The organism is Phyllobacterium endophyticum (assembly GCF_003010935.1).
GTDB lineage: Bacteria > Pseudomonadota > Alphaproteobacteria > Rhizobiales > Rhizobiaceae > Phyllobacterium > Phyllobacterium endophyticum.
Map to the genome: position 1 here is coordinate 338,646 of NZ_PGGN01000001.1, position 15,033 is coordinate 353,678.

A 15,033-nucleotide genomic window follows, 5' to 3' on the forward strand; every position below is an offset into this window, starting at 1 on the left:
CATGGCAGGTCCGAATACGGCAATGGTTCTCGCAGCCGGCCTTGGCAAACGCATGGCGCCTATAACAGATACGATTCCAAAGCCTCTGGTAAGGGTAGCCGGCAAACCATTGCTTGATTGGGGGCTGGATGCATTGGTTGCAGCAGGCGTCGAGCGCGCAATCGTCAATGTTCATTATCTCGCAGATCAACTCGATGCTCATCTGGCGGGGCGGGAAGCGCCAACCATCCTTATTTCCGATGAACGCAAGGAGCTTCTGGATTCTGCCGGCGGCATCGTGAACGCACTCGCAAATATTGGGCCCGAGCCCTTTTTCATAATCAACGCCGACACATTTTGGGTGGACGGAGCCCGGCCAAATCTTGTCCTTCTGGCGGAAGGGTGGGATGATGCCCGCATGGATATCCTTCTCATGATCGCCACCAAGGATCAGGCGACGGGCTACGATGGACGTGGCGATTTCCAGATGGGCGATGATGGCCGGCTGCGCCGCCTCGGCGGCGGCGAGACATCACCCTATATCTATGCAGGTGCCGCTATCGTCCATCCGCGCATCTTTGCCGGAGCAAAGGCGGGAAAGTCCTCGCTCAATCGTTATTTCGATGCAGCTATCGCCGAGAATCGGCTCTACGGCCTTCGCATGGAGGGGCTGTGGCTGACCGTCGGAACACCGGAAGCGATCGGTGCTGCGGAAGCAGCCATCGCCAGACAGATGGTCAATGGTTGAGCACGGGCATCCGCGGATATTCTCCATAGCGCCGGGCCTGCCGTTTCTGCCAGCTCTAGTGGAAGCGTTGCAATCGGGCGCGCTCATTCCCTTCTATCCAGCCGACCCGTCTGACCCGATGGCACTGGCCACGGCCACGATCTATGTACCAACGCGGCGCGCAGCACGGACGTTGCGCTCCCTGCTGGTCGAGAAGAGCCCCGTCAAATCTGCAATTCTTCCTGTCATCCGCCCCCTTGGCGACGTGGATGAGGATGCGGCCATGTTCGACATGGGATCGGACGCTTTTTTTGATCTTTTGCCGCCGATAGGCTCGACGGAGCGCCTCCTGCTCCTCGCGCGACTTGTGCGGCCATGGCGCGAGCGCCTTCCCGATCATGTGCGGGCACTCTTCGGCAACGAGGAGATCGCCATTCCGGCTACGACTGCCGATGCCGTATGGCTTGCGCGCGACCTTGCAAGCTTGATGGATCAGGTGGAAACAGAAGCCATGGGCTGGTCCACCCTCGCCAACATCGTTTCGGAGGAACTGCCGAACTGGTGGCAGGTGACCCTGGATTTTCTGGGAATCGTCACGAGTCTTTGGCCGGCGATCCTTGCTGAGCGTCATCGCTCGAATCCGGCAGCGCACCGCAACCGCCTCATCGAACTCGAAGCGGAGCGCCTGTTGCGCAACCCGCCTGTGGGCCCGGTCATCGCCGCTGGTTCCACGGGTTCGATTCCTGCCACGGCGCGCCTGCTGGCGGCTATCGCTTCTCTCCCGCAAGGAGCGCTCGTCCTGCCCGGTCTCGACCGCGACATGGATGCTGCCAGCTGGGATATCCTGGCACATACCGATGACAACCCGTCCATCTTCGGCCACCCGCAATATGGTCTCAGGAAACTGTTGGGTGACCTCGGCACGCTGCGCGATGATGTTGCACGGTTGGGAAACGTCACGCCGCAAAAACGTGCGCGTGAAACTCTCCTGGCAGAGGCTATGCGGCCAGCGGAGACAAGCGAAGCCTGGGCCAAGATCGACCGGGGTGATGGATGCTTCTCGTCGGCTGTCGAAACGGTCGCGCTTGTGGAGGCGGCGAACGAGGGCGAAGAGGCGCTCGTGATTGCCGTAGCCCTTCGTGAGGCCATTGATCAGCCAGGCCAGACGGCAGCCTTGATCACAGCAGATCGCGATCTGGCGCGACGCGTCTCGACCGAGCTCGCACGCTTCAATATCGTCGCGGATGATTCGGGAGGTTATCCCCTGCGCGAGACGCAGCCGGCAACGCTGATGCGGCTGGCGCTCGAGACCGTTTTTAACCCCGGCGATCCGGTGGCATTGCTGGCACTGCTGAAGCACCCGCTGACGCGGCTCGGGCTCGATCGTGCCGCGGTCCGGGAAGCCGCTGAGACGATTGAGCTCGTGTCACTTCGAGGTGGTACCGGACGGGCCACCCTTTCCGGTCTTGCTGAGTTCTTCGAGGAGCGCCTGGTTCACGCCGGCGCCACTCCGTATGAACCCGCCTGGCTCCGGCAGGTCACCGTCGCCCGCATCGATACGGCCGGTTTAGCCTGCAGGGCGCTGACGCAAAGCATGCTACCGCTCGCCGCCTTTGCGGGAAGGGTGGATCGGGTGGAAATACCGGAGATCATTCGCGCCACGGTCGCCAGTCTGGAGAATCTCGTCCGGGACGATCAGCGCGATATCTCGGCGCTATATTCCGGTGCGGCGGGCGAACAATTTGCTGCCTTTCTCCGCGATCTGGTTTCCGCCGATGCAGGTCTCGATTTTCACCCCGGCGAATGGCCCGCAGTGATGGAATCGCTGGTCTCGGGCGAGGTGGTCAAACCAAAGGCGGGCGCCCATCCGCGCCTCTTCATATGGGGTGCTCTCGAGGCCCGCCTGCAGACTGTGGACACCGTCATCATCGGCGGACTCAACGAAGGCTCATGGCCGGGCAAGACCCGCAATGACCCCTTCATGTCACGGCCGATGAAGTCGATCATAAATCTTGAGCCGCCGGAGCGCCGAACCGGCCTCGCTGCGCATGATTTCCAAATGGCCATGGGAATGGATCGCGTCATCCTCACCCGTTCGCAGCGCGCTGACAATGCACCGACCGTCGCCTCCCGCTGGCTGCAGCGGCTGGAAACCGTGCTGGGCAAGACCGCCGCCGTTGACCTGCGCACTCGCGGGCAAAAATATCTGGACTGGGCTCGGCAGATCGATACCGCACCCGACGAAGATTTTGTCAGAAGGCCCGACCCGAAACCGCCGCTTCTTGCCCGGCCAAAGCACTTTTCGGTCACGGAAATCGAGACACTCAGACGTGATCCCTACGCGATCTTCGCGCGGCGAATCCTGCGACTGCGTCCCATCGAGCCGCTCATACGCGATCCCGACGTTGCGGAGCGCGGCTCGCTTTTTCACAACATTCTGGCGGCATTCACCAGCGAGGAGGTCGATCCTGCTCGTCAGGATGCCTCTCGGCGCCTTCTGGAAATCGGCCGGCGCTGTTTCGATGAGGTCGCGCTGCCCGAAGAAATCGATGCGGTCTGGTGGCCACGCTTCAAGTCGCTGGTTCCGCAGTACATTCAGTGGGAGCGCGAGCGCGCCCACCTAATCGACAAACGTTATCCGGAAATCGCTTCGAAGAAGATTTCCGTCGAGGCGACGGGCGTCACCCTTTCCGGCCGTGCAGACCGGGTGGACCTCCGGCGCGACGGCGCTGTGGAGGTCATCGATTTCAAGACCGGATCGACGCCGTCCAAGCGGCAGGCGCACGTGCTCCTCTCGCCGCAGCTGGCGCTGGAGGCGGCGCTGCTTGCACGTGGCGCATTCCATGAGGTCGGAACCCGCAATGCCGCCGACCTGCTCTATGTGCGATTACGCCCCAACGGTCGTGTCGAGCCGGAATCGATTCTCCGAATTGGCAGCTCGGCCAATGGCAGCTCGAAGACCGCTCCGGAACTGGGTGAACTCTCGTGGCGCCGTTTGACGGAGTTGCTGATGGCCTACCGTGATCCGCAGAACGGATATCTGTCACGTGCGCTGCCCTTTAGGGAAACCGACCTTACCGGAGACTACGATCATCTGGCTCGCGTGCTGGAATGGTCGGCGGGGGGTGCCGATGATGGCGGTAACGGCGAATGAAACAGCCGCGCATCATACCGAGAGAAACGATCGCCAATCAGAACAAGGCAGCTGATCCGCGGGACTCCGTCTGGGTTTCGGCCAATGCCGGATCGGGAAAGACCCACGTTCTCACCGAACGGGTCATTCGCCTCCTGCTGGACGGGACCGACCCGTCGAAGATACTTTGCCTTACCTATACCAAGGCAGCGGCGGCCGTCATGCAGAACCGGGTTTTCTCCAGGCTCTCTGAATGGGCGACGATGAATGACGAGGCTTTGGCAAAGACCATCGAAGACATTGACCGCAAGGTTCCAGGTCAGGGGCGATTGGCGGAGGCACGGCGTCTTTTTGCACGCGCGCTGGAAACGCCCGGCGGTCTGAAAATCCAGACAATCCATGCGTTCTGCGAAGCAATTCTCCATCAGTTCCCGCTAGAGGCCAATATTGCCGGCCATTTCGAGCTGATGGATGACATGATGCAGGTCGCGCTGGTTGGTGAGGCGCGCCGCCAGTTGCTGCAGGCCGCACGGCTCGATCAAAACGCGCAACTTGCGGCGGCCTTTGCCGATGTGCTCGACGCCGCTGGCGAGTTTGGCCTGCAGCAATTGCTCGATGAAGCGGTAAACAAGCGGCACGATCTGATCAGGTTTATCGCTGAAATCGGTCACGACGGTTTGCGCCGCCAAGCGTTCTATTCGCATTTTGGCTTCTCTTGTAGCGAAACGGAAGACAGTATTCTGGCCACTCTGTGGCCGGTGCGGGGCTTCGACGAACCAACACTCTCCGCCATGCTTTCGATCGAGAAGGGCGCTGTAAAGGCGCAGGAATTTGCGCTCGTACTCCTGCACGCCAGGTTCAATGAAGACATCGATCAGCGGGAGGAAGCGCTGCGAACGGCGTTTCTTAAAGCGGGAGGCGAGCCGAGAAGCGCCTCGGTTCTTGCCACGAAGGCAGTGCTTGAGCACTTTCCCGATTTCGTCGATCTTTATGAGCAGGCGGCGCAGGACGTCTTTCAGGGGCTGGACCGTCTCAAGCAGTTACGTTTGATCCGGCTCACCCTCTCGGCACTTGCTCTGGTGGATGATCTGATCGCCCGCTACCAGCAGATGAAGAGAACACATGGCCTTCTGGATTTCGACGATCTTATCATCCGGACCGTGAATCTGCTGGCGCGCCAGGACGCAGGGCCGTGGGTTCAGTACAAGCTCGACAAAGGCATCGATCACATTCTGGTCGATGAGGCGCAGGACACCAGCCCCAATCAATGGCGGGTCATCCGCCTGCTCAGCGAGGAATTCTTTTCCGGCAGATCGGCGCGCGATACTCGCCGGACGCTGTTTGCAGTGGGCGACGAGAAGCAGTCGATCTATTCGTTTCAAGGAGCCATCCCTGAAGATTTTGCTGCGCATGGCAGGGCAACCGCACGCAATGCAGAGCAAGCCGAGTTGAGTTTTTCCCGCGTAAACCTCAACTTTTCCTTCCGCTCGACGCCGGATGTCCTGTCTGCCGTCGACAAGGTGTTTGAGCGTCCGGAAGCCCATCGTGGTTTTGGCGGCAATGGTCCGACTGTGCACACGGCAATCCGCGATCATGATCCGGGCGAAGTCCAAATCTGGGACATGCTGACACCGGAAACCACTCCGGAGGAGGACGACTGGCGCAAGCCTGTCGATAGTTTGCCTGCTCCTCCTGTGCGGCTGGCCGAGCAGATCGCCAGCACGATTGATCATTGGCTCAAGAATGGTGAGATCATAGAAGGGAAGAGCCGGCGGCTCGAGGCGCGTGACATCATGGTGCTCGTGCGCAAGCGCGATCAGTTCATGCCCGCGCTTTCGCGCGAGCTGAAGAAGCGGCACGTGCCTGTCGCCGGTGCGGACAGGTTGAAGCTCACCGACCACATTGCCATCAAGGATCTTATCGCGCTCGGCCGCTTCATGCTTTTACCGTCCGATGACCTGTCACTGGCTGCATTGTTGAAAAGCCCGCTGTTCAAGTGGGATGACGAGCAGCTCTTCGATCTCGCGCATGGCCGGGCCGAGTACGAAACGCTTTATCATAGGCTGAAGGCTCGAGCCGAAGACGATCTGATCCTGCGAGCGACCGCGCAGCGATTGCAAACATGGCGCAATCGCGCCGACACAGTCCCGGTATTCGAATTTTACGCGGAGATACTTGGACCGGGTGGCGCGCGCCGCGATCTTCTGGCGAGGCTTGGGCACGAAGCAGGCGACGTGATCGATGAGTTCCAGAATTACGCCGTCGCGACGGAGAAAACGGGCTTGCCGGGTCTGCAGGCATTTCTTGAGACACTCGATGCGGCGACGCCCGAGATCAAGCGCGAACTTGATCAGAGCCGCAATGAAGTGCGGATCATGACAGTACACGCGGCCAAGGGGCTGGAGGCAGCCGTCGTCTTTCTCATCGACTCCGGTAGCGCGGCGTCATCTGGAGGACGTATGCCGAACCTTCTGTCCTTTGACATGAAGGAGAAGGATGGCTGGGAAGGTCAAGGGTTCCTGTTCGTCCCTGCAAAGGCTTACGCCACCGAATTCACCCGGAGGATCATAGACGGCCTGAAAATTCGCTCCGAGGAGGAGTATCGGCGGTTGCTTTATGTTGGCATGACGCGCGCTGAGGATCGCCTGATCGTTTGTGGTTATCGCGGACTTCGACAACCGCCGGATACCTGGCAGGGCCTGGTGGATGCGGCTTTGGGCGAACTCAGCGAACCGTTCCGGCATCCGGTCGAAAGCGTCGTTGCCAGGCGCTATCGCGTTACGGAACGCATATCTATTCCAGTCGATGAACCCGTAGCAATCGAAAATAAGCTATCGCGACCATTTCCGGCCGCCTACAGGACGCCAATGCCGCGCGAGGCCGGCCTGCCGCGGCCCCTCGCGCCGTCCGGTGTTTCAGTCCTGATCGAACCGGAAAACGAGGCACCGTTGGTTACCGGGTCGCCCGTCCTGACCGCCGATGGCAGCGATCCCTCGTTTGCCATTCGCCGCGGCACCATTATCCACGCCCTTCTGCAGATGCTGCCCAACCTGCCGGATGGACAAAGGCTGCCTGCCGCCGAACGCTATATGTCGCGAGCGGCTTTCGACTGGCCTGCGCCGGAAATCGAAGCTGCTGTCCAATCCGTGCTCCGCGTTATGAACGACCAACGTTTCGCGCCGGTCTTCGCTGCCGGATCACTGTCGGAAATCGCGGTCATGGGGACGTTGCATCTGCGCGGCAAGGACCATGCCGTATCCGGTGTCATCGACCGGCTGGCGGTCAATGAAAGCCGCGTTCTCATCGTCGACTACAAGACTAACCGGCCCGCGCCACTCGCCCTGGACAGCGTACCGGCAGCCTATGTGGCGCAGCTCGGGCTTTATCGGCGACTGCTGGAGCCGCTCTATCCCGGCAAGGCAGTCGAAGCGGCACTGCTTTACACCGAAGGTCCGCATCTCATCGACATACCCCCTGACGCTATGCAAGATGCCCTGACCAGACTGGGGTGAAGCAAAGACAGGAACTGCGGCCTGTTGCGCCAAGCTGCAACGCAGGGCCGCAAGCTCTCTCGGCTGTTTGCACTGAATCGTGACAATACCAAGCTTGACGAGTGCGAGCCGACTCACCACATGATGCGCAACACAGTCACAAACATACAAGGAAAAGCCAATGGCTACCCTCAAGATCGACACCAGCAATTTCCAGTCGGACGTTATTCAGGCAGGCCAGCCGGTGGTCGTCGATTTTTGGGCGGAATGGTGTGGTCCCTGCAAGATGATCGCGCCCGCCCTTGAAGAAATCGCTTCCGAGATGGAAGGCAAGGTTACCATCGCCAAGGTCAATATCGACGAAAATCCGGAACTGGCTGCCCAGTTCGGCGTACGTTCTATCCCTACTTTGCTGATGTTCAAGGACGGCGAGCTCGCCGCCAACCTGATTGGCGCTGCTCCAAAGAGCAAGCTGTCGGACTGGATCAAGAATTCCGCCGCCTGATCGGTTCGAAAGACCAGTACTGCAAAGCCCGGCTCCATGCAGGGCTTTTTCTACTGTGGCGGGGTGCCATTGTCGGCAAGGACTTCGCCGGCAAGATAGAGCGATCCGCCGATAAGAATGCGCGGTGCGGGTTCCGATGCATCCCAGCTGTCACGCAGTATCTTCAGCGCATTCTCTACGGAATGGACGGGCTCAGCGGAAAGCCCGGCTTCAGTGGCAGCAAGCGCCAGTTCGTCGTGGGGTATGCCCGCACCGCTCGAACGGATTGGGACAGTATAGACGTGCCGCGCCATGCCGGTGAACGCCTGGAAATAGCCGACCGGGTCCTTGGTGTTGATCATGCCGGTGATTAGGAACAGCGGCCGTTGATTGCGGTCTTCCAAGGTGGCGACAGCTTCGGCTATCACCAGGCCCGCGCCAGGATTATGGCCCCCGTCAAGCCATATCTCGGATCCCGGAACCGCCATGTCCACCAGCTTGCCCTTGACGAGGCGCTGCATGCGTGCCGGCCACTCCACAGCGGTCATGGCTTTTTCGACCGCCTGTTCCGGCACCTTGAATCCGGCACTTCTGACCGCCTGGATGGCCGCAGCGGCATTCGCCAGTTGATGACGCCCGGGCAGGGCAGGCAGAGGAAGATCCATCAATCCCCTGTTATCCTGGTAGACCATGCGGCCGCGTTCTTCGTAGCTGAGGAAATCCTGACCATATACTGTGAAGGGGCAATCGCGTCGCTCGGCGGTCTCGATCAGGACCATACGCGCCGCCTCCTCCTCCTGTGCCCCGATGACAACAGGGCAACGCGCCTTGATTATTCCGGCTTTCTCCGCGGCAATCAGTTCTACCCGGTCTCCGAGATAGGGCTGGTGATCCAGTGAAATGGGCATGATGACGCTGACGGCCGGCTCCGGGATGACATTGGTAGCGTCAAATCGCCCGCCGAGACCAACCTCGAGGATGACAGCGTCCGCCGGGTGTTCCGAAAACAGGACAAAAGTGACAGCGGTCAGAATTTCGAAAACGGTGATTGCCTGTCCGGCATTGGCCTCGGCAACCCGCTTGACCGCATCCGCCAGCACCTCGTCCTCGACGATTCTGCCGCCCCCCTCCTGTCCCAGACGATAACGCTCGTGCCATCGCACCAGATGTGGGGACGTGTGGACATGGACCCTGTAGCCGGCAGTTTCCAGCAGGGCACGCGAGAAGGCAACGGCGGATCCTTTGCCGTTCGTGCCCGCCACGTGAATAACGGGCGGGAGTTTCAGATGCGGATTGCCAAGGGTGTCCAGCAGACGCGTAACGCGTCCAAGCGAAAGATCGAAGCCCTTGGGGTGTAGCCCCAAAAGACGGTCTATTTCCTCTTCAGCGAGCGATGGCATCATACAGCCGGTTTGAACGCATTATGTTGATCAAGCTCGCGCTTCGGCTGGTACAGGCAAGACGACGGCCTGCTCGACGGGGGGTTCTTCAGGGACTTCCGTCGCTGCCTCGCCCATCAGCATTTTCAACAATCGTGCAATGGTCGCTTTCAGTTCGGTGCGCGGCACCACCATGTCCACCATACCGTGCGCTTTCAGATACTCGGCGCGCTGAAAGCCTTCCGGCAACTTTTCGCGGATGGTCTGCTCTATTACCCGCTGGCCGGCAAAACCGATCAATGCACCTGGCTCGGCAATGTGAATGTCGCCGAGCATCGCGTATGAGGCGGAAACGCCTCCAGTGGTCGGATTTGTCAAAACCACGATATACGGAAGACCTGCTTCCTTCAGCATTTCGACAGCGACAGTCGTACGCGGCAATTGCATGAGGGAAAGAATTCCTTCCTGCATGCGAGCACCACCGGAGGCAGCAAACAGCACCAGCGGTTTCTTCTGGGCGATCGCCGTTTCGAAGCCTTTGATGATTGCTTCGCCAGCGGCCATGCCGAGCGATCCGCCCATGAAGCTGAAATCATGAATGGTCACGACGATTGGCAGGCCTTCGATCGTGCCGAGGGCGTTTATGATGGCATCGTCCTGGCCGGTCTTGGCGCGATGTTCCTTCAGCCTGTCGACGTAGCGCTTTTCGTCGCGGAACTTCAGCGGATCAATCGTGACTTTCGGCTGTTCGAGTACTTCGAAAGCGCCATCGTCGAAGAAGAACTTCAGCCGGTCCTTGGCAGGTATGCGCATATGGTGCCCTGACGATGGCACCACCCACTGGTTCTTTTCCAGATCCGTATGGAAAACCATCTCGCCGGATTCAGGATCCTTGATCCACAGGTTCTCCGGCATTTCACGGCGGCCAAGCATCGAATTGATCTTTGGCCGGACGTAATTCGTAATCCAGTTCATGATCGGTCCTGTTCTTCTAACAAACGGTTGACTTGGGAACTTTACTCGGCGGCAGCAAAACTTGCGCTCGATGCACGCACGCCGCTGGAAAGGCCTTTCACCATCGTGGCAACGGCCTCGGCGGGATCGGCCACCAGGGAATCGTCGGGGTTGATTGTATTGGCAACCGCATTGACGATTGCGGTACCGACGACGACACCGTCAGCCGCAGATCCGATGATCTTGGCCTGTTCGGCAGTCTTCACGCCAAAGCCGACCACCACGGGCAGCCTGGTATGCTTCTTGATGCGCTGAACAGCTGCCGCAACCCTGCTCGTATCGGGAAGGGCCGAGCCGGTAATGCCATTCATCGAAACGTAATAGACGAAGCCCGACGTGTTCTGCAGAACCTTGGGCAGGCGCTTGTCGTCCGTGGTCGGCGTGGCCAGGCGGATGAAGTTGATACCGGCCCTGATCGCCGGAATGCACAGTTCCGTGTCCATTTCCGGCGGCAGGTCGACGATGATAAGACCATCGATTCCCGAAGCGACGGCATCTTTGAGGAAGCGCTCGACGCCATAGATGTAGATGGGATTGTAATAGCCCATCAATACGATTGGCGTCGTATCGTCGCCCTGCCGGAAGCGGGCGGCGAGATCCAGGGTCTTTGTCAGCGACATGCCCTTTTTGAGCGCACGCAAGCCGGCAGCTTGGATTGCAGGACCATCGGCCATGGGGTCGGAGAACGGCACCCCGAGTTCGATAATGTCAGAACCCGCCTCGGGCAGCGCCTTCATGATCTTCAGCGATGTGTCGAAATCCGGGTCCCCGCCCATGAAGTAGGTCACGAGCGCCGGGCGCCCCTCCGCCTTCAATGCCGCGAATTTTGCGTCGATACGTGTCATGATCAGATGTCCATTCCAAGAAGCTGCCCGACCGTGTGCACATCCTTGTCGCCGCGGCCGGAGAGATTGACGATCATGATCTTGTCCTGCGCCATTTTGGGCGCGATCTTAACCGCATGCGCGATAGCATGGGCGGATTCAAGTGCTGGAATAATGCCTTCGGTGCGCGTCGTCAGCGTAAAAGCGTCCAGGGCCTCATTATCGAGAACAGGAACATATGAAACGCGCCCCGTATCGCGCAACCACGAATGTTCAGGTCCGACGCCCGGGTAATCGAGCCCGGCCGAGACGGAATGGCCGTCGAGTATCTGGCCGTCCTTGTTCTGCAGCAGGTAAGTCCGGTTGCCATGCAGCACACCCGGTCTGCCTGCGCTCATCGACGCGCAGTGCTCTTCGCCATCGAGCCCGCGGCCGCCGGCTTCGATGCCGATGATCTCCACCTGCCTGTCATCGAGGAATGGATGGAACAGGCCAATCGCATTGGACCCCCCACCCACAGCTGCAACAATGGTATCCGGCAGCCTGCCTTCGCGTTCGAGGATCTGCTCGCGCGCTTCCGTGCCGATCACGGCCTGGAAATCCCGCACCATTTCGGGGTAGGGATGTGGGCCAGCGGCAGTACCGATCAGATAATAGGTATCCTCGACATTCGAAACCCAGTCGCGCAGCGCCTCGTTCATCGCGTCCTTGAGCGTCCCGTGCCCGGAGGATACCGGCTTGACCTCGGCACCAAGCAGCTTCATGCGGAAAACGTTCGGCTTCTGCCGCTCGACATCGGTTGCGCCCATATACACGACGCAAGGCAGGCCGAAACGCGCCGACACTGTGGCGGAGGCCACGCCATGCTGGCCAGCGCCGGTCTCGGCGATGATGCGGGTCTTGCCCATTCGCCTCGCAAGCAGGATCTGGCCAAGACAATTGTTGATCTTGTGGCTGCCGGTGTGGTTCAGATCCTCACGCTTGAAATAAATCTTCGCGCCGCCATCCAGGCCCTGTTCTCTGGCAAGCTGGCGAACGTGCCGCGTCAGTCCTTCGGCGTAATACAGCTTGGACGGCCGGCCCGCATAATGCGTAGAAAGGGCCTGAAGCTCTGCCTTGAAAGCCGGATCGTTTTTCGCATCGTCATAGGCCTGTTGCAGTTCAAGGATCAGCGGCATGAGGGTTTCGGCGACGAAGCGTCCGCCGAAAATGCCGAACATGCCCTCTTCGTCGGGCCCGGTCTTGAATGAATTGGGCTGAATAACCGTGTTCACTGCATCACTCCACTATTGAGATCCCGGCGCTTGCCGAACGACCGTCTCTCTTGTTTTCAGGCGGCAGCGGCGCCCTTCGCAACACCTGCCGCCCGGAAAAATTCTTTGATCAGGCTGACATCCTTGAGGCCAGGAGCCGACTCGACGCCAGAAGAAATATCGATTCCGCGCGCGTTCGTCGCTCGCAACGCCTCGGCGATGTTTCCCGCGTTGAGACCACCGGAAAGCATGTAATCTATGGAGGCGTCAAGCGCACCGAGGAGCTTCCAGTCAAAAGAAACACCATTTCCGCCCGGCAGGTCGGACCCGGCGGGGGGCTTGGCATCCAGAAGCAACCGATCTGCAACGCCAGAATAAGGACCGATCTGATCCAGATCGGCGCGGTCTCGAAGCGACAATGCCTTCAATACCGGCAAGCCATAGCGCGCCTTGATCTCGAGAACCCGTCCCACGCTCTCATGTCCATGCAATTGCAGCATATCCGGTTGCATAGCCGCGACAATGCCGTCGAGCGTGACGTCGTCCGCATCGACAGTCACGGCAACGGCTTTGGCGCGACCCTTGGCGGCGCGGCGCAGATAGCCAGCCAGGGCAGGATCGATATTGCGCGGACTTTTTGGAAAGAAGATGAAGCCGATATGCGTTGCGCCGCCGTCCAGTGCTGCAGCAACTGTCTCGGCGGTTTTCAACCCGCATATCTTGATATCAAGGCTCATATGCCGCCACTCGCATGAAAATGCGTCAAAGTCGAGGATATTGCACGTTTCACTCTGACATCACAGATGGTGGTCATACCCGGCTTTCACAAGCAACTCATACGCATCCGCGACAGATCGTGGGATGGATTGCGCAATCTGAAATCCTTTTGCCGGATATTCGACCATGCGCTGTACATCCCCGACCATTTCGTGAATGAGGCTCTGCAGTGGATAGGCCTCGACCGGCTGGTCCTCGAACCTCGTCAAAGGAGCCGTTACAAGCGCCGGTACTTCAGGCCATTGGGCCCGGACCGTCGCATAGGCGCGCCTTTGCGTTTGCGGCTTGGTGACGATGATGATGCGGCGAATATTGTCTCCGGCCATGGCGCGCGAAAAGCGGATGTTCTCGCCGATATTGGTGGCCTCCGGCTCGATCAGCATGGCCCCATCAGGGACACCGCCTTTGCCGGCGCGGGCAGCGAACGCCTCCGCCTCACTGCCGTCATAGAGCTTCTTCGTCCAATTGCCGGATTTGCCGGTGAAGAGCAGTTGCGTCGCCCACCCCTCGTGAAAAAGTTCGGCGCACCGATCGGCAACGCGCAGGTCGTAGCTGCCGAGACCAATGATAAGATCCGCCTCCGCGAGATCGTCATAGACGAGATGAAAATCCCACAGCGTGCGGGCGGCCGCGAGTACGTCAGGCGAGAGCGGCAACCGCATCAGCTGAAGTCAATCGCCTGCAGCGCGCCGCCATTGCGTTTCAGCCACGCCTTGCAGCGCTCCGTATCGGGGCAGAGCTCACTGCACAATTTCCAGAATTTAGGTCCGTGATTCATTTCCTTCAGGTGCGCCACCTCATGCGCGACGAGATAGTCGATGACTGGTTGCGGCGCCATCATGATACGCCACGAGAATGAAAGCGTTCCGTCCGAGGTGCACGAACCCCAGCGGCTCTTCGTATCCTTCAGCCGAACGGCTTTCGCCCTTCTTCCGACAGCCGTAGTGTGCCGTGCGACGAGCATTTCGAGGTCGCGGCGCGCCTCCCGCTTGAGAAAATCGCCGACGCGCCTGGAGAGGTGCGGGCGATCGCCATAGACAATCAATCTCGGGCCCTCTGCTCCGTTTTCCTGCCGCACCGTTCCGCGCTTTGCCGGTTCGTGCACGATGAGGTGCGGCACGCCTCGAATGGGAAGCTTTATCCCCGGTCGCACTTTGGGCTGGTCCGGCATCTTGGTAATGCGTGTTTCGATCCAGCCTTCGTGCCTGGCGAGGAACTTGTCGACTTCGCGTGCCGGCATCCCGGGCGGTACCGTGATCCGAAGGCCTTTGCCGCCCGCGTCGATCCGCAGCGTCAATCTTGTCGCTCGCGGGTTCTCCATCACCAGCAATGGCAACACGCGGCCTGCAACTTCGTATATCCGCTCGGCTTTAAGCGTCGCGGACTTTTTCGGCGGGCTCCGGAACAGGGACAGGATCATGAAGACACATTAATTGATTCGAACAAGACGGGTGAGACAAAAACACAAGCGGCGCCGGAAGGCGCCGCTTGCAAGGTCAGAAAGGAAGTGACCGCAAGTCGCTATCCTTCGTTGGTATCCGAAGACGTCTTGGGCGCTGCATTGCGCTCGGCCATGAAGCGATCGAATTCCTCCCGGTCCTTGGCGCGGCGAAGCTCGCGTGCGTAGTCTTCGAATTCGGTCCGCATCTCTTCCAGCTTGCGGCGTTCTTCGTCGAGACGCTGCAGTTCTTTCTCGCGCCATTCGTCGAAAGCAACGTTGCCCGTGCCGAATGGACCGCGGCCGAAATGCTGCGAACGCCGGTGACGGCGGAACGCGCCACAGACATTGTCAGCCGCATTGTTCATTTCATGCTTGAAACCACCGAAACGATTGCCCCAGACAATATAGGCGAGCATTGCCAGGCCGAGCGGCCAGAATAGCATGAAACCTATAATCATCAGGGCGATGGTCGCCGGGGACCAGCCTGGACGGATCAAAGCAGAAGTGTTCATCGAAAGCCCTTCCCTATCA

12 protein-coding genes are annotated in these 15,033 nt (G+C 59.7%); 4 read left to right on the forward strand and 8 right to left on the reverse strand.

The window, feature by feature from the left end; genetic code table 11:
* Position 1: 1 nt before the first annotated feature.
* The 4 genes from CU100_RS01705 to trxA all read left to right on the forward strand — a co-directional run bounded on the left by CU100_RS01705 (position 2) and on the right by trxA (position 7,835).
* Positions 2-727 (forward strand): nucleotidyltransferase family protein, encoded by a 726-nt coding sequence (locus tag CU100_RS01705; RefSeq protein WP_106714827.1) that lies wholly within the window; start codon positions 2-4, stop codon positions 725-727.
* Positions 720-3,860, forward strand: a complete 3,141-nt coding sequence (gene addB, locus CU100_RS01710) for a double-strand break repair protein AddB (protein ID WP_106714828.1) — start codon at positions 720-722, stop codon at positions 3,858-3,860. Before CU100_RS01705 ends, addB begins: the two co-directional genes overlap by 8 nt.
* Positions 3,857-7,351: a double-strand break repair helicase AddA gene (addA, locus tag CU100_RS01715; protein WP_106714829.1), complete on the forward strand. Its 3,495-nt coding sequence runs from the start codon at positions 3,857-3,859 to the stop codon at positions 7,349-7,351. Before addB ends, addA begins: the two co-directional genes overlap by 4 nt.
* 160 nt (positions 7,352-7,511) lie before the next feature.
* Positions 7,512-7,835: a thioredoxin gene (trxA, locus tag CU100_RS01720; protein WP_106714830.1), complete on the forward strand. Its 324-nt coding sequence runs from the start codon at positions 7,512-7,514 to the stop codon at positions 7,833-7,835.
* Positions 7,836-7,885: 50 nt separating this feature from the next.
* On the opposite strand, the gene CU100_RS01725 is transcribed toward trxA, so the two are convergent.
* From CU100_RS01725 to CU100_RS01760, 8 genes are all read right to left on the reverse strand, one after another.
* The gene (locus tag CU100_RS01725; protein WP_170113706.1) at positions 7,886-9,214 is read right to left on the reverse strand and encodes a bifunctional folylpolyglutamate synthase/dihydrofolate synthase; all 1,329 of its coding nucleotides are present in this window, start codon (positions 9,212-9,214) and stop codon (positions 7,886-7,888) included.
* 30 nt (positions 9,215-9,244) lie between these two features.
* Complete coding sequence (accD, locus tag CU100_RS01730) at positions 9,245-10,168, reverse strand: acetyl-CoA carboxylase, carboxyltransferase subunit beta (RefSeq protein ID WP_106714832.1); 924 nt, start codon at positions 10,166-10,168, stop codon at positions 9,245-9,247.
* Between the two features lie 41 nt (positions 10,169-10,209).
* Positions 10,210-11,055, reverse strand: coding sequence for a tryptophan synthase subunit alpha (trpA, locus tag CU100_RS01735; RefSeq protein WP_106714833.1), 846 nt, complete (start codon positions 11,053-11,055; stop codon positions 10,210-10,212).
* Entirely contained in the window at positions 11,055-12,251 is a 1,197-nt protein-coding gene (trpB, locus tag CU100_RS01740) for a tryptophan synthase subunit beta (RefSeq protein ID WP_210280648.1), read from the reverse strand. Before trpB ends, trpA begins: the two co-directional genes overlap by 1 nt.
* A 110-nt stretch (positions 12,252-12,361) precedes the next feature.
* Positions 12,362-13,021 carry a phosphoribosylanthranilate isomerase gene (locus CU100_RS01745; RefSeq protein WP_106714835.1) on the reverse strand — a complete coding sequence of 220 codons (660 nt, stop codon included), beginning with the start codon at positions 13,019-13,021 and terminating at the stop codon, positions 12,362-12,364.
* Positions 13,022-13,081: 60 nt separating this feature from the next.
* On the reverse strand, positions 13,082-13,723 hold the full coding sequence (locus tag CU100_RS01750; RefSeq protein ID WP_106714836.1) for a YdcF family protein: 642 nt from the start codon (positions 13,721-13,723) through the stop codon (positions 13,082-13,084).
* Positions 13,723-14,481, reverse strand: a complete 759-nt coding sequence (locus CU100_RS01755) for a M48 family metallopeptidase (protein WP_106714837.1) — start codon at positions 14,479-14,481, stop codon at positions 13,723-13,725. Before CU100_RS01755 ends, CU100_RS01750 begins: the two co-directional genes overlap by 1 nt.
* A 101-nt stretch (positions 14,482-14,582) precedes the next feature.
* Entirely contained in the window at positions 14,583-15,014 is a 432-nt protein-coding gene (locus tag CU100_RS01760) for a DUF2852 domain-containing protein (protein ID WP_106714838.1), read from the reverse strand.
* Positions 15,015-15,033 lie beyond the last annotated feature (19 nt).